Source organism: Pseudomonas sp. KNUC1026, assembly GCF_021650705.1.
Taxonomy (GTDB): domain Bacteria; phylum Pseudomonadota; class Gammaproteobacteria; order Pseudomonadales; family Pseudomonadaceae; genus Aquipseudomonas.
In genome coordinates, this window is the sequence record NZ_CP087138.1 from 98,240 (window position 1) to 122,109 (window position 23,870).

Annotated in this window: 14 protein-coding genes and 7 pseudogenes; 10 read left to right on the forward strand and 11 right to left on the reverse strand. The window is 65.1% G+C overall.

The window, feature by feature from the left end:
- Positions 1-427: 427 nt before the first annotated feature.
- Entirely contained in the window at positions 428-2,089 is a 1,662-nt protein-coding gene (locus LN139_RS00160; RefSeq protein WP_236357784.1) for a cyclic peptide export ABC transporter, read from the reverse strand.
- Positions 2,090-2,173: 84 nt separating this feature from the next.
- Positions 2,174-3,150 (reverse strand): annotated as a pseudogene (locus LN139_RS00165) (FecR family protein).
- 164 nt (positions 3,151-3,314) lie between these two features.
- On the opposite strand from LN139_RS00165, the gene LN139_RS00170 reads away from it, so the two are divergent.
- The 3 genes and pseudogenes from LN139_RS00170 (at position 3,315) to LN139_RS00190 (ending at position 8,425) form a co-directional block, all read left to right on the forward strand.
- Entirely contained in the window at positions 3,315-3,860 is a 546-nt protein-coding gene (locus tag LN139_RS00170; RefSeq protein ID WP_236360179.1) for a sigma-70 family RNA polymerase sigma factor, read from the forward strand.
- A gap of 77 nt (positions 3,861-3,937) precedes the next feature.
- A pseudogene (gene pvdQ / locus LN139_RS25290) lies at positions 3,938-6,215 on the forward strand (bifunctional acylase PvdQ).
- A 111-nt stretch (positions 6,216-6,326) separates the two neighbouring features.
- Positions 6,327-8,425, forward strand: a pseudogene (locus tag LN139_RS00190) (TonB-dependent siderophore receptor).
- A gap of 45 nt (positions 8,426-8,470) precedes the next feature.
- Here the strand turns inward: LN139_RS00190 and LN139_RS00195 are convergent.
- The 3 genes from LN139_RS00195 to LN139_RS00205 all read right to left on the reverse strand — a co-directional run bounded on the left by LN139_RS00195 (position 8,471) and on the right by LN139_RS00205 (position 10,185).
- A complete protein-coding gene (locus LN139_RS00195; protein ID WP_236357786.1) occupies positions 8,471-8,755 on the reverse strand; it encodes a type II toxin-antitoxin system RelE family toxin in 285 nt (94 codons plus the stop codon).
- Between the two features lie 10 nt (positions 8,756-8,765).
- Positions 8,766-9,047, reverse strand: coding sequence for a type II toxin-antitoxin system Phd/YefM family antitoxin (locus LN139_RS00200; protein WP_236357787.1), 282 nt, complete (start codon positions 9,045-9,047; stop codon positions 8,766-8,768).
- Positions 9,048-9,228: 181 nt separating this feature from the next.
- On the reverse strand, positions 9,229-10,185 hold the full coding sequence (locus tag LN139_RS00205) for a LysR family transcriptional regulator (protein WP_236357789.1): 957 nt from the start codon (positions 10,183-10,185) through the stop codon (positions 9,229-9,231).
- Positions 10,186-10,299: 114 nt separating this feature from the next.
- Here LN139_RS00205 and LN139_RS00210 point away from each other — a divergent pair, with 114 nt between their 5' ends.
- Entirely contained in the window at positions 10,300-11,808 is a 1,509-nt protein-coding gene (locus tag LN139_RS00210; protein WP_236357791.1) for a CoA-acylating methylmalonate-semialdehyde dehydrogenase, read from the forward strand.
- A 13-nt stretch (positions 11,809-11,821) separates the two neighbouring features.
- A pseudogene (gene mmsB / locus LN139_RS00215) lies at positions 11,822-12,708 on the forward strand (3-hydroxyisobutyrate dehydrogenase).
- Between the two features lie 178 nt (positions 12,709-12,886).
- Here the strand turns inward: mmsB and LN139_RS00220 are convergent.
- Positions 12,887-13,078, reverse strand: a complete 192-nt coding sequence (locus tag LN139_RS00220) for a hypothetical protein (protein WP_236357793.1) — start codon at positions 13,076-13,078, stop codon at positions 12,887-12,889.
- A gap of 247 nt (positions 13,079-13,325) precedes the next feature.
- Here LN139_RS00220 and ggt point away from each other — a divergent pair.
- Positions 13,326-15,027, forward strand: a pseudogene (ggt, locus tag LN139_RS00225) (gamma-glutamyltransferase).
- Between the two features lie 366 nt (positions 15,028-15,393).
- Here the strand turns inward: ggt and LN139_RS25295 are convergent.
- The 4 genes and pseudogenes from LN139_RS25295 to LN139_RS00235 all read right to left on the reverse strand — a co-directional run.
- A pseudogene (locus tag LN139_RS25295) lies at positions 15,394-16,092 on the reverse strand (methyl-accepting chemotaxis protein); the annotation flags it as partial.
- A gap of 42 nt (positions 16,093-16,134) precedes the next feature.
- Positions 16,135-16,182 (reverse strand): annotated as a pseudogene (locus LN139_RS25300) (hypothetical protein); the annotation flags it as partial.
- A gap of 5 nt (positions 16,183-16,187) precedes the next feature.
- Complete coding sequence (locus LN139_RS25305; RefSeq protein ID WP_442964359.1) at positions 16,188-17,147, reverse strand: methyl-accepting chemotaxis protein; 960 nt, start codon at positions 17,145-17,147, stop codon at positions 16,188-16,190.
- Positions 17,148-17,343: 196 nt separating this feature from the next.
- The gene (locus LN139_RS00235) at positions 17,344-18,927 is read right to left on the reverse strand and encodes an aldehyde dehydrogenase (NADP(+)) (RefSeq protein ID WP_236357795.1); all 1,584 of its coding nucleotides are present in this window, start codon (positions 18,925-18,927) and stop codon (positions 17,344-17,346) included.
- 315 nt (positions 18,928-19,242) lie between these two features.
- Here LN139_RS00235 and LN139_RS00240 point away from each other — a divergent pair, with 315 nt between their 5' ends.
- On the forward strand, positions 19,243-20,250 hold the full coding sequence (locus tag LN139_RS00240; RefSeq protein ID WP_442964360.1) for a response regulator: 1,008 nt from the start codon (positions 19,243-19,245) through the stop codon (positions 20,248-20,250).
- The gene (locus LN139_RS00245) at positions 20,247-21,200 is read left to right on the forward strand and encodes a sensor domain-containing diguanylate cyclase (protein WP_236357797.1); all 954 of its coding nucleotides are present in this window, start codon (positions 20,247-20,249) and stop codon (positions 21,198-21,200) included. Before LN139_RS00240 ends, LN139_RS00245 begins: the two co-directional genes overlap by 4 nt.
- Here the strand turns inward: LN139_RS00245 and LN139_RS00250 are convergent, their stop codons facing one another.
- Complete coding sequence (locus LN139_RS00250) at positions 21,201-22,256, reverse strand: ADP-ribosylglycohydrolase family protein (protein ID WP_236357799.1); 1,056 nt, start codon at positions 22,254-22,256, stop codon at positions 21,201-21,203.
- A gap of 109 nt (positions 22,257-22,365) precedes the next feature.
- On the opposite strand from LN139_RS00250, the gene LN139_RS00255 reads away from it, so the two are divergent.
- Together LN139_RS00255 and LN139_RS00260 are read left to right on the forward strand one after the other, a co-directional pair.
- Positions 22,366-22,893, forward strand: a complete 528-nt coding sequence (locus tag LN139_RS00255; RefSeq protein WP_236357801.1) for a sigma-70 family RNA polymerase sigma factor — start codon at positions 22,366-22,368, stop codon at positions 22,891-22,893.
- Positions 22,890-23,852, forward strand: a complete 963-nt coding sequence (locus LN139_RS00260; RefSeq protein ID WP_236357803.1) for a FecR family protein — start codon at positions 22,890-22,892, stop codon at positions 23,850-23,852. Before LN139_RS00255 ends, LN139_RS00260 begins: the two co-directional genes overlap by 4 nt.
- Positions 23,853-23,870 lie beyond the last annotated feature (18 nt).

Sequence of the window (23,870 nt, forward strand, 5' to 3'; positions counted from 1 at the left end):
GCCCTCCCACTTTGGGATCAGCCGGATTCTTCAGGGTCAGCACAGTTCAAAGTGTGGGAGGCCGGCTTGCCGGGCGATGGGGCTTGTCGCGCGGCAAGCCGCCCTCCCACTTTGGGATCAGCCGGATTCTTCAGGGTCAGCACAGTTCAAAGTGTGGGTGGCCGGCTTGCCGGGCGATGGGGCTTGTCGCGCGGCAAGCCGCCCTCCCACTTTGTGATCTGCATGATTCTTCAGGGTCAGCACAGTTCAAATCGTGGGAGGCCGGCTTGCCGGGCGATGGGGGCTTGTCGCGCGGCAAGCCGCCCTCCCACTTTGTGATCTGCATGATTCTTCAGGGTCAGCACAGATCAAATTGTGGGAGGCCGGCTTGCCGGGCGATGGGACTTGTCGCGCGGCAAGCCGCCCGCCCACTCGCTACTGCCAGGCGCTAGGCATGAAGCTCCTCCGCCGGCTGAGCCACGGCCCGCCCACCCTGCATTTCCACGATCTGATCGGCCACATGGAAGTAGCGGTCGTCATGGCTGATCACCACCAGCGTCTTGCCCAGCGCCTTCAACTCCGGCAGCAGCTCGGTATCGAACACCCGCCGAAACACCGGGTCCTGGTCGGCGGCCCATTCGTCGAACACCAGAATCGGTCGCTCATCGAGCCAGGCGTTGATCAGCGCCAGGCGCTTGCGCTGGCCGGTGGAGAGGTCGGTGGTGGTGAACAGGCCGTCCTGGATGCTGACCTTGTGGGCGATATCCAGCCGCGCCAGGTAATCCCCCGCGTCCGCCGGCAGGCGTTTCTGGCCCGGCAGCGGGTCTTCGAACAGGTAGTAGTCGGCGAAGATGGTGGTAAACAGCTGGCGATAGTCGTCGCGGGCGTCGGCGTGCAATGGCTTGCCGTCGAGCAGGAGCTGGCCCTGGCTGGGGCTGTACAGGCCCAGCAGCAGCTTGATGAGGGTGGTCTTGCCGCCGCCGTTCTCGCCGACGATGAACAGGATCTCGCCCCGCTTGATGGTCAGGTCGATCGGCCCCAGGCCGAACGGCTCGCTGCCGGGCACTGCCGGATACTGGTAGCGCACGCCACGCAGCTCCAGTGTCCGGGGCGCTGTGAGGTTGTCGTTGCCAGGTGCGTGCTGAAGCAGGGTCGCCTCCTCGTTGCTGAACAGGTGCGTCAGCTCGGCGATGCGCGCGAACGCCACCTTGGCCCGGCCGATGCTCGGCAGGCCGTCGATCAGCCGCTCCAGCGGGCCTTTGAGGTACAGCATCACCAGCACGAAGCCCGCCAGCACGGTCTTGTCCAGGCTCGGCCACAGCGCCTGGCAGGCGATGGCCATGCCGATCACTGCAAAAAACAGCATCGAGCCGAAGGTCTCGGCGCCGACGAAAATATTCGCGCCACGCACGTTGGCTTCGCTCACCTGCTCGGTGGTGTCGTGGAATTGCTTGAACAGCAGGTGGTGGCGGCGCTGGCGGTGGATACGCAGCTCCTTGGCGCCGACCGACAGCGCCTGGTAATGCCGCTGCAGGTCGTCTTCACCGGCCCTGGCCACTTCAAGGCTGCGCGTGCCGAATACATAGGACAGAAACTGCGCGCCGATGCCGATGCCGATGGTCAGCAGCGTCAGCAGCATGATCGGCCATGACAGGCTCGCCAGGTACGCCAGGCAGCCCACGCTGATGGTGAAGGCGATGATCATCGGCGCCAACGAAAGGGCAAAGGTGCTCACCGTGCCTACATCATTGAGCAGCACCGGCATCAGGCGGTGCGCCCGGTAGCGCTCCAGTTGCTCGATGGGCGCGGCGGCGATGCGCGCGGCCATGTCACGGCGCAGCTTCACCACCACACGCTGGCCGATGTAGTTGGTCAGCAGGTGCGAAACCATGGTGCAGGCCAGGGTGCCGACGCAAAGGGCGGCGAACAGCCAGGCCATGCGCGGCACGTCCTCGGGTGGCGCGCCCAGAGTGCGGTTGACCGTGGCCAGTAATGCAGTGATGCCGAACCCGCCGAGCATGCCCAGGGCGGTCGCCAGCGTGATCTGCCACCAGAATGGGCGCAGCAGGCGCAGGGTTTCGCGGGCAAGGCTTGGGGTGGGGGAGGTCATTGGCGTCTCTCGTGTCCGGGCCGTTGGCCGGCCTCTGGCGTGAGGCAGGCTCCGGAGGGTGAGACGAGCTCGATGCGGGGGGATTTAACCTTTCGGTGCCTGGCGGCTGTTGATCACGGTGGCGCCGTCGGTGTTCTGGCTGAGGCTGACCGGCAGCACCGTGGGCAGCACGCGCAGCAGCTCGCCTGCATTGCGGGTGTTGTAGATGCCGCCGATGCGCAGGTGGCCGGCGGCGTTGTCGCCGAGGCGCGCGGGCACCGGCAGGTAACGGTTGATGCGCGGCAGGGCTTCGGCCAGGGTCAGGTCGTCGAGAATCAGTTGGCCGTTGCGCCAGGCCAGCGCGCGTTGCGGATCGATGCGGGAGAGCTCCGGGAGCGTTTCGCTGGCATCGTAGTGGGCCTGCATCCCGGCGTCAGGTAGGCAACCTGATTGGGCTGGTGCACATCGCTGAGCACTTTCACCGAGCCCTCGGTGAGGGTCACGATGACCTGGCCCTGGTAGGTCCAGACGTTGAACTGCGTGCCGGTGACGGTCACGCTGCCAGTGCCGGCCAGCACCACGAAGGGGTGGCTGGCGTCGTGATGCACCTTGAAGAACGCCTCGCCGCTGCGCAGTGTCACCTGGCGCTGGTCGCGGTAGTTGGCAAAGCTGATGGCCGAGTTCAGATTCAACTGCACTTCGGTACCGTCGGGCAGCTCAACGGTTTGCAGCGCGGCCTCGGTGCTGTAGCGGTGGTAACTGCTGGGCAGCCAGTTCTGATACCAGCCCATCAACCCTGCCAGAGGCAACGCCACCACCGCCGCCGCCACGGCCCGTGCCAGCCAGCGGCGCCTGCGCGGGCGGGCCACCACGGTGGGTGCATCGGGCCTGGGCAAGTGTGCGCTGAGCGACCAGATGTCCTGCATGGCGCGAAATTCGCTGGCATGCGCCGGGCTCTGGCTCAACCACTGGGCGAAGGCTTCACGCTCCTGCGCAGTGCAGTCGTCGGCGTGCAGGCGCATGCACCAATGCGCGGCGGCTTCGGTGATGCTGTCGTCGGAGTGTGGGGTGGGCTCGTTCATAGGGCGGAGAATATCGCACATTCGTGCTGGAAAAGAGAGGGTGACGCCACGCCGCAGGGCTTTTAATAACGATGAGAATCATTATAATTTGCACCGCCTGAGTACAAGCGCAGCCAGCCATGGCCTCAAGGCAAGGCCAATGGCGGTTCGGAGCGACCATGGATCTGGAACGTTACTATCAGCAGCTGATCGGCTACCTCAGCATCCGCCTGCGCGACCGCAACCTGGCCGCCGACGTGGCGCACGATGCCTACCTGCGCGTGCTTGAAAACACCCGCCCGGAGGCGCTGGAGTATCCCCAGGCGTATCTCTACCGCACCGCCCGCAATCTGGTGATCGACCAGGGCCGGCGCCGCGCGGCCCGCCGCACCGAATGCTCCGAGCACATCGAACAGCACGCCGGGCGCGACGCCGACACCCCGCACGAGTCCCTCTACACCGCACAGCGCCTGGCGCTGATGCAGCGTGCCATCGGCGAGCTGTCCGAAAGCTGCCGCACCGCGTTCCTGCTGCGCAAGCTCGAAGGCCTGGCGCACCCGGAGATCGCCGCGCGCATGGGCATCTCCAAGGACATGGTCGAAAAGCACATCGTCAACGCCATGAAGCACTGCCGGCTGCGGGTCAAGGAAATGGAATATTCCAAGGCCGATGCCGACGACGCCGCCAAGCGTTTTCGGCCCTCGCGCGCGGTGCCGTCCCTGCCCGGGTGAAACCTGCGGCCTTGCGTTAAATTCGCCGGCGGGTTGCACGTTTATTGCCCATCACGCACGGTGGACAAGGACCTCGCATGCTCAGACTGTTAACCGCCGCCACGCTGCTGGCCGCCACCCCTGCCTATGCCTTGCAGGCCGCCAGCACAGGCCTGGAAGCCGAGATCCGCTGGACCTCCGAAGGCATCCCGCACATCGAGGCCGGTGACGAACAGGGCCTGGGCTACGGCGTGGGTTACGCCTACGCGCGCGACAACGCCTGCCTGCTCGAAGACGAAGTGCTTACCGCACGCGGCGAGCGCGCTCGCTACCTGGGTGCGCAGGGGCAGTCGTCGGCGCAGCTGGATAACGTCAGCTCCGACCTGTTCTATCGCTGGCTGAACACCGACGCCGCCGTGCAGGCGTTCTGGGCCCGGCAGCCTGCGCCGGTCCAGGCATTGATCGACGGCTACGTGGTGGGCTTCAACCAGTACCTGGCCAGCCAGCAGAGCTATCACTGCCACGGCCAGGCCTGGGTCGAGCCGCTGGTGCGCGAAGACCTGGTGCGCCTGGCCCGGCGCCTGCTGGTCGAGGGCGGGGTAGGGCGCTTTGCCGAGGCGATGCTCAATGCCGCCCCGCCCGCTGCCGGCACCCCGGTGGCCGGCACCCCGGTGGCCGGCACCCCGGTGGCCAGTATCAGCGATCCGATGCACGGTTTCGCCAGCGAGCGCGGCAGCAACGCCATCGCCGTGGGCGGCGAGCGCACCGAGAACGGCAAGGGCCGGCTGCTGGCCAACCCGCACTTTCCCTGGGCAGGCGCAATGCGCTTCTGGCAACTGCACCTGACCATCCCCGGCAAGCTGGACGTGATGGGCGCGGCCCTGCCCGGCCTGCCGCTGGTCAACATCGGTTTCAACCAGCACCTGGCCTGGACCCACACCGTCGACAGCTCCGCACACTTCACGCTGCATCGCCTGCAGCTCGACCCGGCCGACCTCGGCCGTTATCTGGTCGACGGCAAACCCCACACGCTGCGCAAGGTGAGCGTGAGCATCGAGGTGCTGGGTGCCGATGGCGTGCTCAAGCCGCTGGAGCACACGGTCTATGGAGTGACTTCGGCCCCTTGGTGAACTGGCCGGGCAAGCTGGACTGGACCGCCGACCACGCCTACGCGCTCAAGGACGCCAACCTCGGCAACACGCGGGTGTTCGAGCAGTGGTACGCCATGGGCCAGGCGCAGAACGTGGCCGCGCTGCGCCAGAGCATCGAGAAGATCCAGGGCATCCCGTGGGTCAACACCCTGGCCGCCGACGATCAGGGCCAGGCGCTGTACCTCAATGGCGCGGTCATCCCCAACGTGCCGTTGCCGCAGCTGGCGCAGTGCGCCGACCCTGCGTTGGCCGCTGCCGGCTTGCCGGGGCTGGATGGCAGCCGCAGCGAGTGCGACTGGCAAGCCGACGCCGGCGCTGCGCAGCCGGGCATCGTCGCCGGCGCACACCTGCCCGCGCTGCTTCAGCCGCGATGTGCTGCAGAACTCCAACGACAGCGCCTGGCTCACCAACCCTGCCACACCCCTGACCGGCTTTTCGCCGTTGATCAGCCGTGAAGGCAAACCGCTGGGGCTGCGCGCGCGCTTCGCCCTGAGCGAACTGGCCAAGCTTGCAGGCCAGCCGCTGCGTGCCAGCGCCTTGCGTGAGCTGGTCACCGCCAACCGCGTGTACCTGGCCGAGCACACGCTCGATGATCTTGCCGCGTTCTGTAAGGGCCACCCACTGCCGGCCGGCGCAGCAGGCGTTTGCCAGGTACTGGGGCGCTGGGACCGCACGGCGAACCTGTCCAGCAACGCCCGTGGCTACCTGTATTTCCAGCAACTGGCCAGTGCGCTGAACGATATCGACGGCGCCTGGCGCACCCCATTCGACCCGAAAGACCCGATCAACACCCCGCGGCATCGCCTGGCAAACGCCGGGGGTCGCCAAGGCGCTCACGGCTGCCTTGCAGGCCATCGCCGATGACGGCGACTTGCGCAAGGTGCCGGCCCAGGCACAATGGGGCCATATCCAGCAGAGCCACGGCGTGCCGATCCCGGGCGGTGACGGGCACTTGGGCGTGTACAACGCGATCAAGAGCGAGCCGGCTGCTGATGGGGACCTGGAGGTGGAGTCGGGCAGTAGCTATATCCAGCTGGTCAGCTTCGACGAGCACGGCCCGCAGGCCAAAGGCGTGTTGAGCTTCTCCCAGTCCAGTGAACCCGGCTCGCCGCACTTCGCTGACCAGACGCGGCGCTTTTCGGCGCAGCAGTGGGGGCCGCTGCCGTTTACCCGAGAGCAGATCGAAGCGGATCCGTGGTTGAGGATTTTGCGGTTGAGGCCGTGATGGCTTTACCTCTTCATCCAGAGAAGCCGCCTGCGGGCGGCTTCTTTGTGAATGACGAGAAACATTCTTGTTGGTTATACTATAACATTCATAAATCATGGATGTTATTTCATGCCTCACCCCGCCTTTCGCCCGCTGGCCCTGGCCAGCTTCGGGTTATTCACCCTGCCTGCGCTGGCTGACGAGCCCGTCGAGCTCGACACGTTGCACATCACCTCCGAACGCTCCGCCAGCGAAGCCGAAGGGCAGAGAAGCTACCGCGTAACCCGCGCCGCCTCCGCCACCCGCACCGACACCGACCTGCGCGACGTACCCAGGCGGTGAGCGCCATCCCGGCGAGCGTGCTGCAAGACCTGGGCAGCCACGATGTGCAGCGCGCACTGGAGTTTGCCGGCGGCGTGGCGAAGCAGAACAACTTTGGCGGCCTCACGCTCTACGAATACAGCATTCGCGGCTTCACCACTTCCGAGTTCTACAAGGATGGCTTCAGCGCCAACCGGGGTTATCCCAGCAGCCCGGATGCCGCCAACATCGAGCGCATCGACGTGCTCAAAGGCCCTTCAGCGAGCGTATACGGGCGTGGCGACCCCGGCGGCACGGTCAACATCGTCACCAAAAAACCAGAAACCGAACGTTTCGCCCGGCTGCAGGCCAGTGCCGGCAGCTGGGACCGCTACCGCACCACGCTGGATGTGAACGGCCCGCTGGATGAGCAGCAAAACCTGCTTGGGCGGCTGAACCTGGCCGTGCAGGACGACAACAGCTTCCGTGACCACGTCGAGGCCAGGCGGTTTTTCGCCGCACCCTCGTTGAGCTGGCAACTGAACCCAGCCACCAGCCTGCTCCTGCAAGCCGAAATCATGCGCCATGCCTCCACCTTCGACCGCGGGGTGGTGGCGCCGAACAACGCGCTCGGCGGCGTATCGCGCTCCACCTTCTATGGCGAGCCCAACGACGGCCTCATCCACAACGACAACAATCAACTGCAAGGCGAGCTGCGCCACGAGCTCAATGAGCGCTGGGCACTGCGCCTGGCCAGTCATTACAAGCAAGGCAGCCTCGACGGCTACGCCTCGGAAAGCCGCGCCCTGGCGGCCGACGGGCGCACCCTCAGCCGGCGCTACCGTGAACGCGACATGGCCTGGCATGACAGCATCACCCAGGCCGAACTGGACGGCCTGGTAAGTTTTGCAGGCCTTGAGCATCAGCTGCTGCTGGGCAGCGAGTACGAACGCTATGGCAAGCACGAGCGGGTGACCGCCATCGCCGGGCCTTACGCGATCGACCTCTACAACCCGGTGTATGGCCAGCCCAAACCCACAGGTGCACGTTCAGGTACCGATTTCTACGAACAGGTGCAGAGCCGCGCGCTCTACCTGCAAGACCAGATCGCGCTCACCGAAAAACTGCGTGTGGTGCTGGGCGCGCGTTACGAACACTTCGATCAGAACATCCGCGATCACACCGGCGGCGCCGGCAGCCGCCAGCGCGATGACGCCTTCACCGAGCGCGCCGGGCTGTTGTACCAACTCACCCCTGAGCTGGGCCTGTTCACCAACGTTTCCACCTCGTTCAAGCCCAACAGCGGCCTGGACGCCGCCGGCAAAGGCTTCAAGCCTGAAGAGGGCCTGGGTTACGAGGCGGGCGTGAAGGCCGCACTGCTCGACCAGCGCATCGATGCAACCCTGACGGCGTTCTACATCGAAAAGGAAAACGTGCTGGCCCTGGACCCTGCCACCGACACCAACAGAGCGATGGGCAAGGCGCGCAGCCAGGGCGTAGACCTGCAACTGGCCGGGCAGGTGACCGATGCCGTACGGGTGATAGGCGCCTGGGCGTACATCGACGCCAAGGTCACCCAGGGCGATCGCAGCATTCCAGCCGGCAGCCGCATCCTCGGCGTTGCCCGCAACAGCGCGAGCCTGCTGGGGGTGTATGAGTTCCAGGAAGGACTGCTGCGCGGCTCCGACGTGGGGGCGGCCTGGACGTATGTCGGCAACCGCTCCGGCCAGGCCGGAGGGAATTTCGTGCTGCCGGCCTATCGCACGGTCGACCTGCTGGCGCATTACAAGGCCAGCGATACGCTGAGCTTTGGCGTGAACCTGAACAACCTGTTCGATGAGAAGTACTACGAGCGCAGCTACAGCAATTACTGGGTGACGCCGGGGGAACCGAGGAATCTGACGTTGAGCATGAATGTGGCGTTGTGAGGCTTGGCGTGAGGGCCTGCTTTCGGCAGGCCCTGAGGTCGTTCGTCAAACCCGCCTTGTAGCGGAGACGTAAACCTCGTCATCTCTGCGTGCCCCTATGCAAAGCACCAACACGATTTCATTCCCGTTGATGCGATAGACAATCCGCACGTCTCCCGTGCGGATCCGGCGAAAGCCCGCCAGCTCACCTCTGAGCGCTTTGCCGATCTTGTCCGGTTCTCCGCCTGCGATTCGTTCACGAATCACCTTGAGCACCCGTTTGGCCTCAGCGCTACCTAGCAGCCTGAGGTCTTGTTGTACCAGTGGGTGGAACCTGACTTCCCAATTCATTGTTATTCGCCTAGCGGAACTGCGCCTCCATCTCCTCGAGGCTCAGCGTGTTGTCGTTGTCGAGGGTGCGCAGGCGTTCGATGGCCAGCACCTCGGAGCGCAAGTCTTCCAGTTCGTCCTGCATTGCCTGATAGGCCTCTACGCCTACCAGCACTGCAGCCGGCTCGTTGTCCTTGAAGATGACCAGGTGCGAGATTTCGCCGCTGGTCACGTCCTTGAGGCGCGCGCTGAAATTGCGAACCATGGTGGTGGCGGATACGGCCTGTTCAGCTCGGTCGAGTAGGGCTGTCATACGAAATTCCTCGGTGTGGTGCGCGTGGCTTGATTGCCCCTGGCGTCGATGTCCAGTTCATGAATGGGCCGCGCTGATAGATGCCATAGCTGTCGAGGTAGGGAATTGTCGAGCAACAACTGCGCATATATTTGCGTATAATTGTGCGTATTTCAAGTGCCGCTGAGTAGAAGGTGATAGCTCATCCATGCCTGTCAGGCGCTTTAAGCCTGCCGTGGATCCCCAGCAACAGCGCGCTGCTCGCCTCCACCTGGGTTCGAATGAAATCCCATAACACCGTCACCCGCTTCAACTTCCTCAAATCTTCCCGGCAATACATCCAGAACTGCCGCGTCACCTCCACCTCATCCACCAGCAGCGGGATCAACCGCGCATCCTGCGCTGCCAGAAAGCACGGCAAAATCGCCAGGCATTTGCCTTGCAGCGCCGCCACGTACTGCGCCACCACGCTGGTGCTGCGCAGGTTCGCCTGAGCGTTGGGCAGCAGGTGGTTCAGGTACAGAAGCTCCGGGCTAAAGGCCAGGTCGTCGACATAGCTTACGAACGGGTGGCCTGCCAGTTGCGCGACCGATTCGAGCGGCCCGTGGCTGTCCAGGTACTCCTGGGTGGCGTACAGCCGCAGGCGGTAGTCGGCCAGCTTGCAGCACACGTACGGCCCGTGCTCGGGGCGTTCCAAGGCGATGACGATGTCGGCCTCGCGCTTGGACAGGCTGATGAAGTGCGGCAGCGGCAGGATGTCCACGGAAATCGCTGGCCATTGTTCGACGAAGCGGCTGAGCAACGGGGTGATGAAAAAGCTGCCGAAACCCTCGGTGCAGCCGATGCGCACGTGGCCGGAGAGCGCGACGCCGGAGCCTGAGACCTGCTCGCAGGCCATGTGCAGCGTGCTTTCGATCGGCTCGGCGTAGGCCAGCAGCCGCTCGCCTTCAGGCGTGAGTACGAAGCCGTTGGTGCGCGACTTTTCGAACAGCAGTGTGCCGAGGGCCTTTTCCAGCGAAGCGATGCGCCGCGACACGGTGGTGTAGTCCACTCCGAGCCGCCTGGCTGCGGTGCTGGCCTTGCGGGTGCGGGCGACTTCCAGGAAGAACTTCAGGTCGTCCCAGTTCAGGGCAGCCAGCGAGGTGAGGTCTTTTTGCATGATGGTCGCGCTTTTATCCGCATTCTTGTTGGAGTTTTGCATACCTATACTTCAAGGGCCGGGCGAACGCCAGGCAGCTTTCCGACGCATAACAACAATCACGCGGAGGTGTACATGAACCAGCCCCAGGCCGAGCCTGCGAAGCTGCTCATCGGCGGGCAATGGCTCGCGTCCCGAACCGATCACTGGCAAGACATCGTCAACCCCGCCACCCAGCAGGTACTGGGGCGCGTGCCGTTCGCCACGGCAGATGAAGTCGATGCCGCCGTTGCAGCCGCGCAGGCGGCCTTCCCGGCGTGGCGCAACACACCGGTGGGCGCGCGCATGCGGATCATGCTCAAGCTGCAAGCGCTGATCCGTGAACACAGCCAGCGCATCGCCAAGGTACTGTGCGCCGAGCAGGGCAAAACCCTGGCCGACGCCGAGGGCGACATCTTTCGTGGCTTGGAGGTGGTGGAGCACGCCTGTTCGGTAGGCACGCTGCAGATGGGCGAGCATCTGGAGAACGTGGCCGGTGGCGTGGACACCTACACCCTGCGCCAGCCGCTGGGGGTGTGCGTGGGCATCACCCCGTTCAACTTCCCGGCGATGATCCCGCTGTGGATGTTTCCCATGGCCATCGTGTGCGGCAACACCTTCGTGCTCAAGCCCTCCGAGCAAGACCCGCTCTCGACCCTGCTGCTGGTGGAGCTGGCGCTTGAAGCCGGGGTGCCGGCGGGCGTGCTGAACGTGGTGCATGGCGGCAAGGAGGTGGTGGATGGGCTGTGCAGCCATCCGGATGTAAAGGCCGTGTCGTTCGTCGGCTCCACTGCCGTGGGCACCCATGTGTATGACCTGGCCGGCCGCCATGGCAAGCGCGTGCAGGCGATGATGGGCGCCAAGAACCACGCCGTGGTGCTGCCCGACGCCAACCGTGAGCAGTCACTCAATGCCCTTGTAGGTGCGGGCTTTGGCGCCGCCGGGCAGCGCTGCATGGCCACGTCCGTGGCGGTAATGGTGGGCGCGGCGCGGGAATGGGTGCCGCAGCTCAAGGCCTTGGCCGAGCGGCTGAAGGTCAATGCCGGGCACGAGCCAGGCACCGATGTCGGTCCGTTGATCTCGGCCAAAGCGCGCGAGCGGGTTCTGGGCTTGATCGACAGCGGCGTAAGCGAAGGCGCCACGTTGTTGCTCGATGGCCGCCAGGTGCAGGTGCCGGGCTACGAGCAGGGCAATTTCGTCGGGCCAACGCTGTTCAGCGATGTGACCGCAGACATGCGCATCTACCGCGAGGAAATCTTCGGGCCGGTGCTGCTGGTAATGTGTGTCGACACTCTGGACGAAGCCATCGCACTGGTGAACCGCAACCCCTTCGGCAACGGCACCGGCCTGTTCACCCAGAGCGGCGCGGCGGCGCGCAAGTTCCAGAACGAGATCGACATCGGCCAGGTGGGCATCAACATCCCCATTCCGGTGCCCGTGCCGTATTTCAGCTTCACTGGCTCGCGCGGTTCCAAGCTGGGAGACCTGGGCCCTTACGGCAAGCAGGTGATGCAGTTCTACACCCAGACCAAGACCGTCACCGCCCGCTGGTTCGACGACGCCAGCGTGAACGATGGCGTCAACACCACCATCCACCTGCGCTGACGAGGAGCCTGCCATGCGAATCGCATTCATCGGCCTGGGCAACATGGGCGCGCCCATGGCGCGCAACCTGCTCAAGGCCGGCCACAGCCTGGAACTCTACGACCTCAACCAGCAGGTGCTGGAGGGCCTGGCCGAGAAGGGCGCCAAGATCGCCAGCTCACCGGCCGCCGCCGCTGCCTTGGCGGACCTGATAATCACTATGCTCCCGGCCGCAGCGCACGTGCGCCAGGCCTGGCTCGGGGCTGAAGGCGTGCTCGCCGGCGCGCGCTCCGGCACCCTGGGGCTGGACTGCTCGACCATCGACCCGCAGAGCATCCGCGATGTGTCCGACGCGGCAGCCAAAGCCGGCGTGGAGCTGGGCGATGCGCCGGTGTCCGGCGGCACCGGCGGGGCGGCGGCGGGCACGTTGACCTTCATGGTGGGCGGCAGCGCCAAACTGCTCGAAGGCGTGCGCCCGGCCCTGGCCGACATGGGCCGCAATATCGTGCACTGCGGGGAAACTGGCACCGGGCAGATCGCCAAGCTGTGCAACAACCTGCTGCTGGGAATCTCGATGATCGGCGTGGCCGAGGCCATGGCACTGGGTGATGCGCTGGGCATCGACACCCAGGTGCTGGCCGGCATCATCAACAGCTCTACCGGCCGCTGCTGGAGTTCGGAGGTGTGTAATCCGTGGCCGGGGGCGGTAGAGACGGCACCTGCATCGCGCGGTTACAGCGGAGGCTTTGCCGGGCAACTGATGCTCAAGGACCTGGGCCTTGCCACCGAGGCGGCGCGCCAGGCGCAGCAGCCTGTGATTCTGGGGGCGCTGGCGCATCAGCTCTATCAGGCCATGAGCAAGCGTGGGGAGGGGGGTTGGACTTTTCGGCGATCGTCAAAGCGTACGTTGGGCCGAAGTGATTTGAGTGAGGCTGTCGCGCGGCGAGCCGCCCTCCCACGGGGTTTCGCGGTGGCACCGGACGTGCTGTGGGAGGCCGGCTTGCCGGGCGACGCCCTTCCACGGGTTTAGCGTTTGTGCTGGATGTGCCGTGGGAGGCCGGCTTGCCGGGCGACGGGCGGCGAGCCGCCTAGCACCGGCTCAACGCATGATCCGGCCGCGCTCGTTGCGCACATCGTAGATCAACTGCGTCGCTTGCTCCTGGCTCAACGCGCCCTGGCCGCGCAATTGCTGAATTTCGTCCACCAGCTCGCCCACTGCGTTGCCTAAGGCGCGCACAGGCTGGCGGTGCAGGCTGCGGATGCGTTGGGTGATGCGGGCGGTGTGTGGCATGGCGAATTCCTTATCGAGACGGGCTCCTGATCGCTGATATGCCAAATTTTCCCCGGCATTGCCACCTTACCGGCTTGCCGAGCCGACACACGGTCGATCGGCCGCGACGGCCCGCGCCATAGCTGCCTGCCCGCGTGCGCGGCGCCAAAACCTTAAGCATTACCCTAACTGTTTGCGCCAACTGTTTGATTAGTTCGGAATCATCGTCCTTAATGACCCTGGAAACCGAGCCACGCAGGGAATGACGATGCGTCTCTTATTGATCAAAGCGCTAGCCCTGGGGATCACCCTGGTGGCCAGCACTGATGCGTGGGCCGTGACGCTGGAAGCAGGCGCCGTGGCCTCACCCGACCGCTACGGCGCCGATGTGGCAGCCCAGGTCCTGAAAAGGGCGGCAATGCCGTCGATGCCGCTGTAGCAACCGCCTTCACGCTGGCGGTCACCTTCCCCGAAGCCGGCAATATCGGCGGTGGGGGCTTCATGACCTTGTACGTCGGCGGCAAGCCGTACTTCTCGATTACCGCGAAACAGCCCCAGCCGCCGCCAACCGCAACATGTACCTGAACGAAAAGGGCGAGGTGATCCCCAACCTCAGCCTGGTGGGCGCCAAGGCCAGCGGCGTGCCCGGCACCGTGCAGGGCCTGTGGGAGGCGCACAAGCGCTTCGGCAAGCTGCCCTGGGCCGAGCTGATCGCGCCAGCCATCGGCTATGCCCGCAACGGCTTCACCGCCGCCGAAGGCCAGTACCAGTACCGCGAAAACGCCTTGAGGCTGTTCAACGGCCAAACCAACTTCGGCCGCTATTTCGGTACCCTCAAGGCCGGCGAAACCTTCCGCCAGCCGGAGCTTGCCGACACCCTCGAACGCATCGCCCAGCAAGGCGGCCAGGAGTTCTATCACGGCAAGACCGCCGACCTGCTGGTGGCGCAGATGGAGCGCGACAAGGGCCTGATCACCCGCCAGGACCTGGCCAGCTACAAAGCCCACTGGCGCGAGCCGCTGCACATCGACTGGCGCGGCAACAGCATCTACACCGCACCTTTACCCAGCTCTGGCGGCATTGCGCTGGCACAACTGCTGGGCATCAAGGACATCCGCGCCGCCGACTTCAAGGACGTACCCCTGAACTCGGCCCGCTACATCCACCTGCTGGCAGAGATCGAAAAGCGTGTCTTCGCCGACCGCGCCGGCTACCTGGGCGACCCGGATTACCGCGACGTGCCGGTGAACAAGCTCATCGCGCCGGCGTACCTGATCACCCGTGCCGCTGAGGTGAACCCTGAGGCCATCTCGCCCACCGAAGCAGTGCGCGCCGGCCTGGAATCCACACAAACCACGCACTTTTCCATCGTCGACAAAGACGGCAACGCGGTGAGCAACACCTTCACCCTCAACTTTGATTTCGGCAGCGGTGTGGTGGTGGAGGGCGCGGGCTTCCTGCTCAATGACGAGATGGACGATTTCAGCTCCAAGCCGGGCGTTGCCAATGCCTTCGGCGTAGTGGGCGGCGATGCCAATGCCATCGAGCCGGGCAAGCGCATGCTCTCGTCGATGACCCCGACCATCGTCACCCGCGACGGCCAGGTGAGCCTGGTGATCGGCACGCCGGGCGGGTCGCGGATCTTCACAACGATCTTCCAGGTGCTCAACGACCTCTACGACTACCACATGCCGCTCCAGGCCGCCGTGGGCGCGCAGCGCGTGCATCATCAGTTGCTGCCCAAGGACACGATATTCTTCGACAGCTATGCACCGTTGCAGAACCCGGTGGCCGAGCAACTGACCGGCATGGGTTACACGCTGAAGAACCAGGGCTGGCTGATGGGCAACGTGCAGGCGATTCGGGTCAAAGACCGCAAGGTCGAAACCGGTGTCGACCCGCGAGGCCGCGGCGTAGGCTTGATCGTAACGGGTGCTGGCGTGGAGAAAGCGGCGGAGGCTGAAAAGTAAAAAACCCGCCGAGGCGGGTTCTTTAGCACCAGACCATTCCAACTCCTTGTCGGCGGCCTCCAGGCCATGGTCGATCATCCTTGATACTCGCAGCACTCCGTGTGCTGCGTGGGTTAGGTATAGATCAGGCCTTGGGCGGCCTTGGCAATAGTCGACGATCACGCATTGTCGTGTAAGCCTTTGGCTATAGTTGGCCCCAGCCTTATACCCGGAAGTGGTTGACCATCTGCTGCAATTCCCGCCCAGGCGTGCCAATTCGACGCTGGACGCGGCAGTTTCCTCGCTGGCGGCGGCTGTCTGTTCCGAAACCTCGCGCACGTTCACCACGCTGCGGCTGATCTCGTCGGCCACGGAGCTTTGCTGTTCGGCGGCGGCAGCGATCTGCTGGTTCATCGCCTGGATGCTCGACACCGTGCGGCCAATGCTGCTCAAGGCGTCGCCGGCCTCGCGGGTGAGCGCCACGCTGCTGTCGGTCAGCTCGCGGCTCGAATCCATGGCCTGGGCCACGTGCTGGGTGCCGCTCTGCAGGCCGGCGACCAGGGTTTCGATCTCTTCGGTGGACTTCTGCGTGCGCTGGGCCAGGCCCCGCACTTCATCGGCCACCACCGCAAAGCCGCGGCCAGCCTCACCGGCGCGCGCAGCCTCGATGGCGGCATTGAGCGCCAGCAGGTTGGTCTGCTCGGCCACCGCCTTGATCACATCCATCACCGAGCCGATCTTGTCGCTCTCGGCTTGCAGCTCTTCCATGGCGGCGCTGGAGCGGCGCACTTCCTCGGCCAGGCGTTCGATCTGGCCAACGGCCTTGGCGACGACCTGATCGCCGTTGCGCGCCTGAGCGTCGGCTTCGGTGGCCGCGGTGGAGGCGTCCACGGCATTGCGCGCCACTTCCTGCACGGTGGCGGCCATTTCCTGCATGGCGGTGGCGACCTGGTCGGTTTCCACCTTCTGGCTGTTCACGCCTGCGCTGGTCTGTTCGGTGACGGCCGAGAGCTCTTCGGCGGCGCTGGCGATCTGCGTGACGCTGTCACGGATGCCGCCGATCAACTGGCGCAGGGTCTGGTTCATGGTGGCGATCGCAGCTTGCAGCGCACCGATTTCATCGCGGCGGCGCACATCGAGGGTGTGGGTCAGGTCGCCACCGGCAATACGCTGCACCAGGCTCAGGGTTTGCGCGAGCGGGGCGGTGATTGCCCGGTAATCAGCCAGGCGGCCAGCACTCCCAGCAGCAGCGCCAGGCTGGTGGCAATGATGAGCACTTTCTGGGAGCGGGCGCTGTCGGCGTCGCTTTGTGCATCCTGGCGATTGAACAGCTCCTGGTTGGCCTTGATCATCGCCGCGCCACTGTCTTCCATGCGCTCACGCACAGGCGCCACCTGGGCATTGATGTCGCGGAAGCGTTCGACGGACTGGCGGTAGGCTTGCAGAGCGCTGGCAAACCCTTCGAGGCTTGCACTCTCGCCGGGGTATTGCGCCTGGAGGGCTTGCAGTTGCGCCCGGGTGGCGTCCATCTGCGCGAAGGCAGCCTGTTCGGTTTTTGGATTGACGTTGTTGGTGTAGCCGCGCACTTCGTAGCGCACTTTCTGCAATTGGTCCTGGGTGAAGGCCGCGACCTGCTCGCGTGCCTGGCGGGCCGGGTCTTCGCCGTCCAGCGCCTTGGCGGCAGCCTGCACCTGGGCAACCTGCGCGATCACCTGTTTGGCGGTGCCGGTCATCTGGTCGCGGGCAGCATTCGCGTCTCGGTCGCCGGCAATCACCTGGCGAAGGTCGGCGATGTATTGATCGGACTGGGCCTTTTCGTCGTTGATCAGCTGAACGTTGGCAGGGTTCTTGAACTTGCCGCTGATCTGCTCGAGGTGCTGGCGGTAGGCATCGAACAACGCCAGGGTGTGCTGGGCGGCGGCTTCGTCACCGTTGCTCATCAGGTAGCGCAGGCGGCCTACACGCAGGTCATTGAGGCGATTCTGCAGTTCGGTAACGTCACCTACTCGGTCGATACGTTCGACCACGCTGGCCAGGCCTGTCCAGGCGGAAACCGCCAGAAGCAGCGTCAATGCCAATACGGCGCCGAAGCCCAGCGCGAGTTTCGCCCTGACGCTGATGTTGCTGAACCAAGCCGTCATGTCTTGCTCCTGTCATTTAATGCGTACGTTCATCGTCTTCGGCTTTCATGTTCATCCAAGCCGTTCGCTTTCGCCTTATCGGCGGGCAGGGCGGTCGCTGAAGGGTGGCCGTTTCGAATCATCTAGATGAATCGGCCGGGCACAAAAACGGCGCGGTGTGAGCCGCGCCGTTCGTTGAGCTTCTGACGAGATGAAATCACTTCACCGCGTCATGGCTCCACTCGCCATTGACCAGCCGGCGCAGGCCCAGTGGGTTTGCGTTTTGCAACGCTTCGGGCAACAGCGCGTCGGGGTAGTTCTGGTAGCACACCGGGCGCAGGTAACGATCGATGGCCAAGGTGCCCACCGAGGTACCGCGGGCATCGGAGGTGGCCGGGAAGGGGCCGCCGTGCACCATGGCTTCGCACACTTCAACGCCAGTGGGGTAGCCATTGACCAGGATGCGTCCGACCTTGTCTTCGAGCACCGGCACCAGCCAGCGGTAAGCTTCCAGATCGCCCGGCTCGCCGATCAGGGTCGCGGTGAGCTGGCCACGCAGCGCCTGCAGCGCTTGCTTGAGCTGGGCGTCGTCCTCGACTTCGATCAGCACGGTGGTGGGGCCGAATACCTCTTCCTGCAACAGTGGGTCGCCTTCGAGCAGCACGCTCACATCAGCCTTGAACAACTGCGCCTGGGCCTGGTTGCCTTCCTGGGCGTTACCGGCCAGGTGGGTGATGCCGGGATGGTCGTGCAGGTGATGAACACCTTTGCCGTAGCTACGCAGGCCGCCGGCATTGAGCATGGTTTGCGGGCCTTGGGCGGCGATGGCCGCGCCCAGTTGCTCGACGAACGCCGTGAGCTCAGGCGAGCGCACGCCAATCACCATGCCGGGGTTGGTACAGAACTGCCCTGCGCCCATGCACACCGAACCTGCCAGCTCCTTGGCGACCGTTTCGCCACGGGCCTTGAGCGCCTGCGGCAGCAGGATCACCGGGTTGATGCTCGACATCTCGGCGAATACCGGGATCGGCTCGGGGCGCTCGGCGGCCAGCTTGCAAAGGGCGGTACCGCCGCCGAGCGAACCGGTGAAGCCGATCGCCTTGATCGCCGGGTGCTTGACCAGGTCCTGGCCTACGCCATTGCCGAAGATCATGTTGAACACACCCTTGGGCATGCCGGTTTTGGCCGCAGCACGCTCGATGGCACCGCCGACCAGGTCGGCCGTCGCCATGTGGCCGCTGTGCGCCTTGACCACCACCGGGCAACCGGCGGCGAATGCCGAGGCGGTATCGCCGCCGGCAGTGGAGAACGCCAGCGGGAAGTTGCTGGCGCCGAACACGCCGACCGGGCCGACGCCGATGCGGTACTGGCGCAGGTCGACACGTGGCAGCGGTTTGCGCTCTGGCAGGGCCAGGTCGATGCGCGCGCCCAGGTAGTCGCCGCGGCGCAGCACCTTGGCGAACAGGCGCATCTGCCCGGAGGTGCGGCCGCGTTCGCCCTGGATGCGGGCAGCGGGCAGGGCGGTTTCACGGCAGACGATGGCGACGAAGTCATCGCCGAGTGCGTCCAGCTCATCGGCCACGGCATCGAGAAACTCGGCGCGCTTGGCCGGGCTCAGCTGGCGAAATTCAGGGTAGGCCGCTTCGGCGGCGCGGGCAGCCTGGTCAACCTCGGCGGCGGTGGCCTGGTAAAAGCTGTAGGGCAGGGCATCACCGGTGCTGGCATCGATGCTTTTCAGTGTGGGCTCGCCGCTGCCGGTGCGTTGGCCGGCGACGAAGTTTTTACCGAGAACGTCAGGCATTGATATCTCCTTGTCTTGTAAACAGAGGATGACGGGTGATGCGCCATCGGGGCGTGTGGAGTTGAGCCGGTTCGCGGGGGCGAGGTTCAATCCCATCATTATTGTTGCCAGTCATCATACGACTACGCTTTTCGTACCACAAGTTGAACCACTCGTCTGTGCAGGGTCGAAGCTGCCACGCAAAAGAGGGTCGTTTTTGCTATTTATGGACCCAACCCTATCTCTCTGCGTCATCAGCACTGGCAAAATGCTATGAAGCGCGTTTAAAGTGCTGGCATGCCGCCCCGCGTGCACCCCTGGAGTGAGACGTTCTGCATGGCCGCTGTCCCCCTGCTTATCTGTGATGACTCGAACATGGCGCGCAAGCAGCTGCTGCGTGCGTTGCCTGAAGATTGGTCGGTCTCCGTCACCCAGGCCGTCAATGGCCGGCAAGGGCTGGAGGCGATACGCCAAGGCCTGGGCCAGGTGGTGCTGCTCGACCTTACCATGCCCGAGATGGACGGCTATGAGGTGCTCGCGGCCTTGCGTGAGGAAGGCCTGGCCGCCCGCGTGATCGTGGTGTCCGGCGACGTCCAGGAAGAGGCGGTGCGCCGTGTCATGGCGCTGGGCGCCCTGGCATTCGTGAAAAAACCCGCCGAACCCGAGGAGCTGCGCCGCGTACTGATCCAGTGCGGCGTGTTCGTGCCGGGTGGCCCGGTGCAGGCCGTGCCGCTGGAAGCGGCCAACCAGGTGATCGGCTTCAACGACGCCTTCCGCGAAACGGTGAACGTGGCCATGGGCCGCGCTGCCGCCTTGCTGGCCAAGGTGCTGGGTGTTTTCGTGCAGTTGCCGGTGCCCAACGTCAACGTGCTGGAGGTGGGCGAGCTGCACATGGCGCTCGCCGATGCCCAGGGCGGGCGCCAGCTCACTGCCATCTGCCAGGGCTACATCGGCGGCGGTATCGCCGGCGAGGCACTGCTGATGTTCCATGACAGCAGCCTGGCCGACATGGCGCGGCTGATGGAGCGCGAGAGCAACGACGACTCGAACATGGAGATGCTGCTCGACCTGTCTGCCATCCTGATCGGTGCCTGCCTGTGCCGGCATCGCCGAACAGGTGGATGTGGTGTTCTCGCAGAGCCACCCGCAGGTGCTGGGCGAGCATGCGCGCATCGACGAACTGATCCGGGTGAACCAGCAGCGCTGGAAGAAGACCCTTGCCGTGGAGATCAGCTACAGCGTGGAAAGCCACGATATCCACTTCGACCTGCTGCTGTTGTTCACCGAGAAGTCGGTAGAGCGGTTGAACAGCAAACTTCAATACCTGATGAGCTGAACCCATGAGCGCGCCTATTGAACTGACCGAGCTGCATTGGCTGCTGGCCATCACCCAGAGCATCGATGTGGGCGTGGTGGTCTTCGACCGCGACTTCCGGGTCAAGGTGTGGAACACCTTCATGGAGAACCGCTCCGGGGTGATCCCGCGCGACGCTCAGGGGCGGGTGTTCTTCGACCTGTTCCCGGAGGTGGACCGCACCTGGTTCAGCAAGCGCGTGGAAAACGTCGTCACCCTCGGCACGCCCTCTTTCACGGTCTGGGAACAACGCCCGTACCTGCTGCGCTTCGACAACTACCAGCCCATCACCGGGCAGGAAGCGTTCATGTACCAGAACACCACGCTGTTCCCGTTGCGCTCGACCAACAATGTGGTCGAGCACCTGTGCCTGGTGATCTATGACGTGACCAACGTGGCCACCAACCGGCGCCAGTTGCAACAGGCCAACGTCGAACTGCAGAAGCTTTCCAGCACCGACCGCCTGACCGGGCTGTACAACCGTGGCCACTGGGAAGAGGCGCTCAAGCTCGAATACGCACGCCACACCCGCTACGGCAATGTGTCGTCGCTGATCATGTTCGATATCGACCACTTCAAGAAAATCAACGACACCTACGGCCACCCCACCGGTGACCGGGTGATCCAGCAGGTCGCTGAAGTTGTGCGCCAGCACGTGCGCGATTCCGACATCTGCGGGCGCTACGGCGGTGAAGAATTCACCATCCTGCTGCCCGATACCGACAAGGCCGGCGGGCGCACCCTGGCCGAGCGGCTGCGCCAGTCGATCGAGGCGATGGTGGTGGAGCACGACGGCAAGCTGGTGCGTTTCACCATCAGCCTGGGCGTGGCCGACCTGAGCCGGCCGGCCAGCGAGTACAAAGAGCTGATCGAGTGGGCTGACCAGGCGCTCTACGCCTCCAAGCATGGCGGGCGCAACCTGGTCACCGTGCACACCTGATCAGCCGCCGGGGTAGGCGTCGAAAATGGACGAGTCCTGCTCGCCATAGCCGCCCAGGAAGGTACGCGGCACCTCGTACAGGTCGCGGGCGATGCGCTCGATCGCATCACGCAGCTCAAGCGCTTGCAGCCAACGCTGCGGGATGCCCGCAACGCCTGATCGCAGGCCCAGCAGGTGGCCAGCGATCAGGCCGGTGCTGTCGCTGTCACCGCTGTGGTTGACCGCCAGCCTCGCGCCCTCCTCGAAATCCCCGGCAAACAGCGCGCACCACACGCCGATCGCCAGCGCCTCCTCGCCTACCCAGCCACCGCCGAACGCATCGATGCGCTGCGGCGTGGGGGCGATGCCCTGGGCGTGAAACGCCAGCACCCGTTGCAGCGCCGCTGCCGTTTCCTCGATGCCCTCGCGCTCACGGTGCTCGGCCAGGCTTTGCCCGGTGGCTTGTGCCAGAGGCAGGTCAGGGGCCAGGTAGAGGCGGCGCAGCAGGTCGGCGAACAGCCCGGCGCTCAGGTAGCCACTGGGGTGGGCATGGGTGAGGCGGCCGGTGTCAGCGGCGAGATCGAAGGCGCCTTCGAAAAAGGCGCACGAGGCCACACGCATCACTGCGCCGCAGCCTTTGGAGGTGTTGCTGGGCAGGTCGCCGAAATGTTTGGCCGAACGCAGCGCCGTGAGGCAGGTATTGCCCGGCGCGCGGCGTGCCCACAGCTCCTTGCGCTCGATCAGCCAGCCTTTTTGGTCGACGTCGGTGGCGGGGGTTTCACCTTGCGTCACCAGCCAGCGCAGCAGCGAGTGGTGCACCACCCCGGGCCGATGGCAGATGCCACGGCTGGAGCCGCGCACATGGCCGCGCAGCAGGCCTTCGGCGGTGAACAGCATCATCTGCGTATCGTCGGTGATGCGGCCCAGGCCTCCATAGGCGGTGGCAAAGTCAAGAATGCCGGCGTCGCCGAAGGCGCTTTCGATGGCCGGCCAGGCCATGAACTCCACGGGCGCGCCCAGGGCGTCACCCACGGCGCCGCCCAGCAGGCAGCCGGTGATGGTGTCGATGTGAGGCATGTCCGAATCCTTCAGAATCATATGTCGGGCATCCTATCTGTAACCAGTTGCGAATAGCACGCGACATAAATGACAATGAATCTCTTTTACGCCCGCCAGCAGCCTTCCGATGCCCGAACTGCCCGCCAGCTCTCATACGCATACCGTGGCCACTCTCTACAGTGAACACCACGGCTGGCTGCATGCCTGGCTGCGCAAGCGCCTGGGCTGTTCGCAGCGTGCTGCCGACATCGCTCAGGACGCCTTCCTGCGTGTGCTGTTGCTGGCCGACCCACGGCAGATCGGCCAACCCCGCGCCTTCCTGGCCACCACCGCCAACCGCCTGCTGATCGACAAGGCCCGGCGCCGGCGCATCGAGCAGGCCTATCTCGACGCTTTGGCGGTGCGCAGCGAGGAGGCTTCGATGGCCGACCCGCAGGCCATTCATGCGGCGGTGCAGGCGCTGGACCGGCTGTGCGACATGCTCGAGGGCCTGCCGGCCAAACCGCGCGAGGCCTTTTTGCTCAACCGCCTCGATGGCCTCGGTTACGCCCAGATCGCCGAACAGCTCGGCGTGTCGAGCAGCATGGTCAAGCAGTACATCGCCAGGGTGCTGGTGCATTGCTACGCCGTTGTGCATGGGCCCGGCAACTCATGAGCGGGTTCGAGCCCACCGAGCAGATGGTCGCCGAAGCCGCGCTCTGGCTTGCGCAATTGCAGGACGAGCGCGCCGATGCGCAGGTGCGCCAGGGCTTCGAAGCGTGGCGCGCGCAGCACCCCGGCCATGCGGTGGCGGCGCAGCGCATGCAGGCGTTGTGGGGTGGGTTCGAACCGGCGCGGGGCGCGGTGTCGCGAGCTGCGCTCACACGTGGCCTGAAGGCACCGAAACGGCTCGGCGCGCGCAGCGTGCTGGGGCTTGCCCTGGCGGCCAGCCTCGCCTGGGTGCTGCGAGCCGAAGTGCCGGTGTGGATGGCCGATCAGCGCACTGGCGTGGGCCAGCGCAGCGAACTGACCCTGGCCGACGGCAGCCGTTTGCAGCTCAACAGCGATTCGGCGGTGGACATTCACCTCAACGGGCACCAGCGGGTGGTCGAGCTGCTACGCGGTGAGGTTTGGGTGATCGTCGCCAAGGACCCCGGCCGGCCGTTCGTGGTGCGCACCGAGCAGGGCAGCGTGACTGCGCTGGGCACGCGGTTTCTGGTGCGGCGCGAAGGGGCCGAAACCACGCGCGTCAGCGTGGTGGAGTCGGCAGTGGCCGCCCAGGCCAATGGTGAGGCGCCGGTGCGCGTCGCCGCCGGGCAGTGGGCGCTGTTGCACGACGGGCAGGTCAGCACGCCCCAGCGCGAGGCGGGCGGTGACCCGGCGGGCTGGACACGCGGTGTGCTCAGCCTCGATAACGCCCCCTCGGTGGCTGTGCTCGACGAGCTGGTGCGTTACCGCCACGGGGTGCTCAGCTATGACCGCCAGGCCCTTGCCAACCTGCGCGTGTCGGGCGTGTTCCAGCTGGGTGACACTGACGCAGCCTTGCAGGCCCTGGCCGACAACCTGCCGATCGAGGTAAGCCACCTGACGCCGTGGTATGCCTCGGTCAAGCTGCGCGAAAGCGAGAGCAAATAAAAAGCAGTCGCATTCACT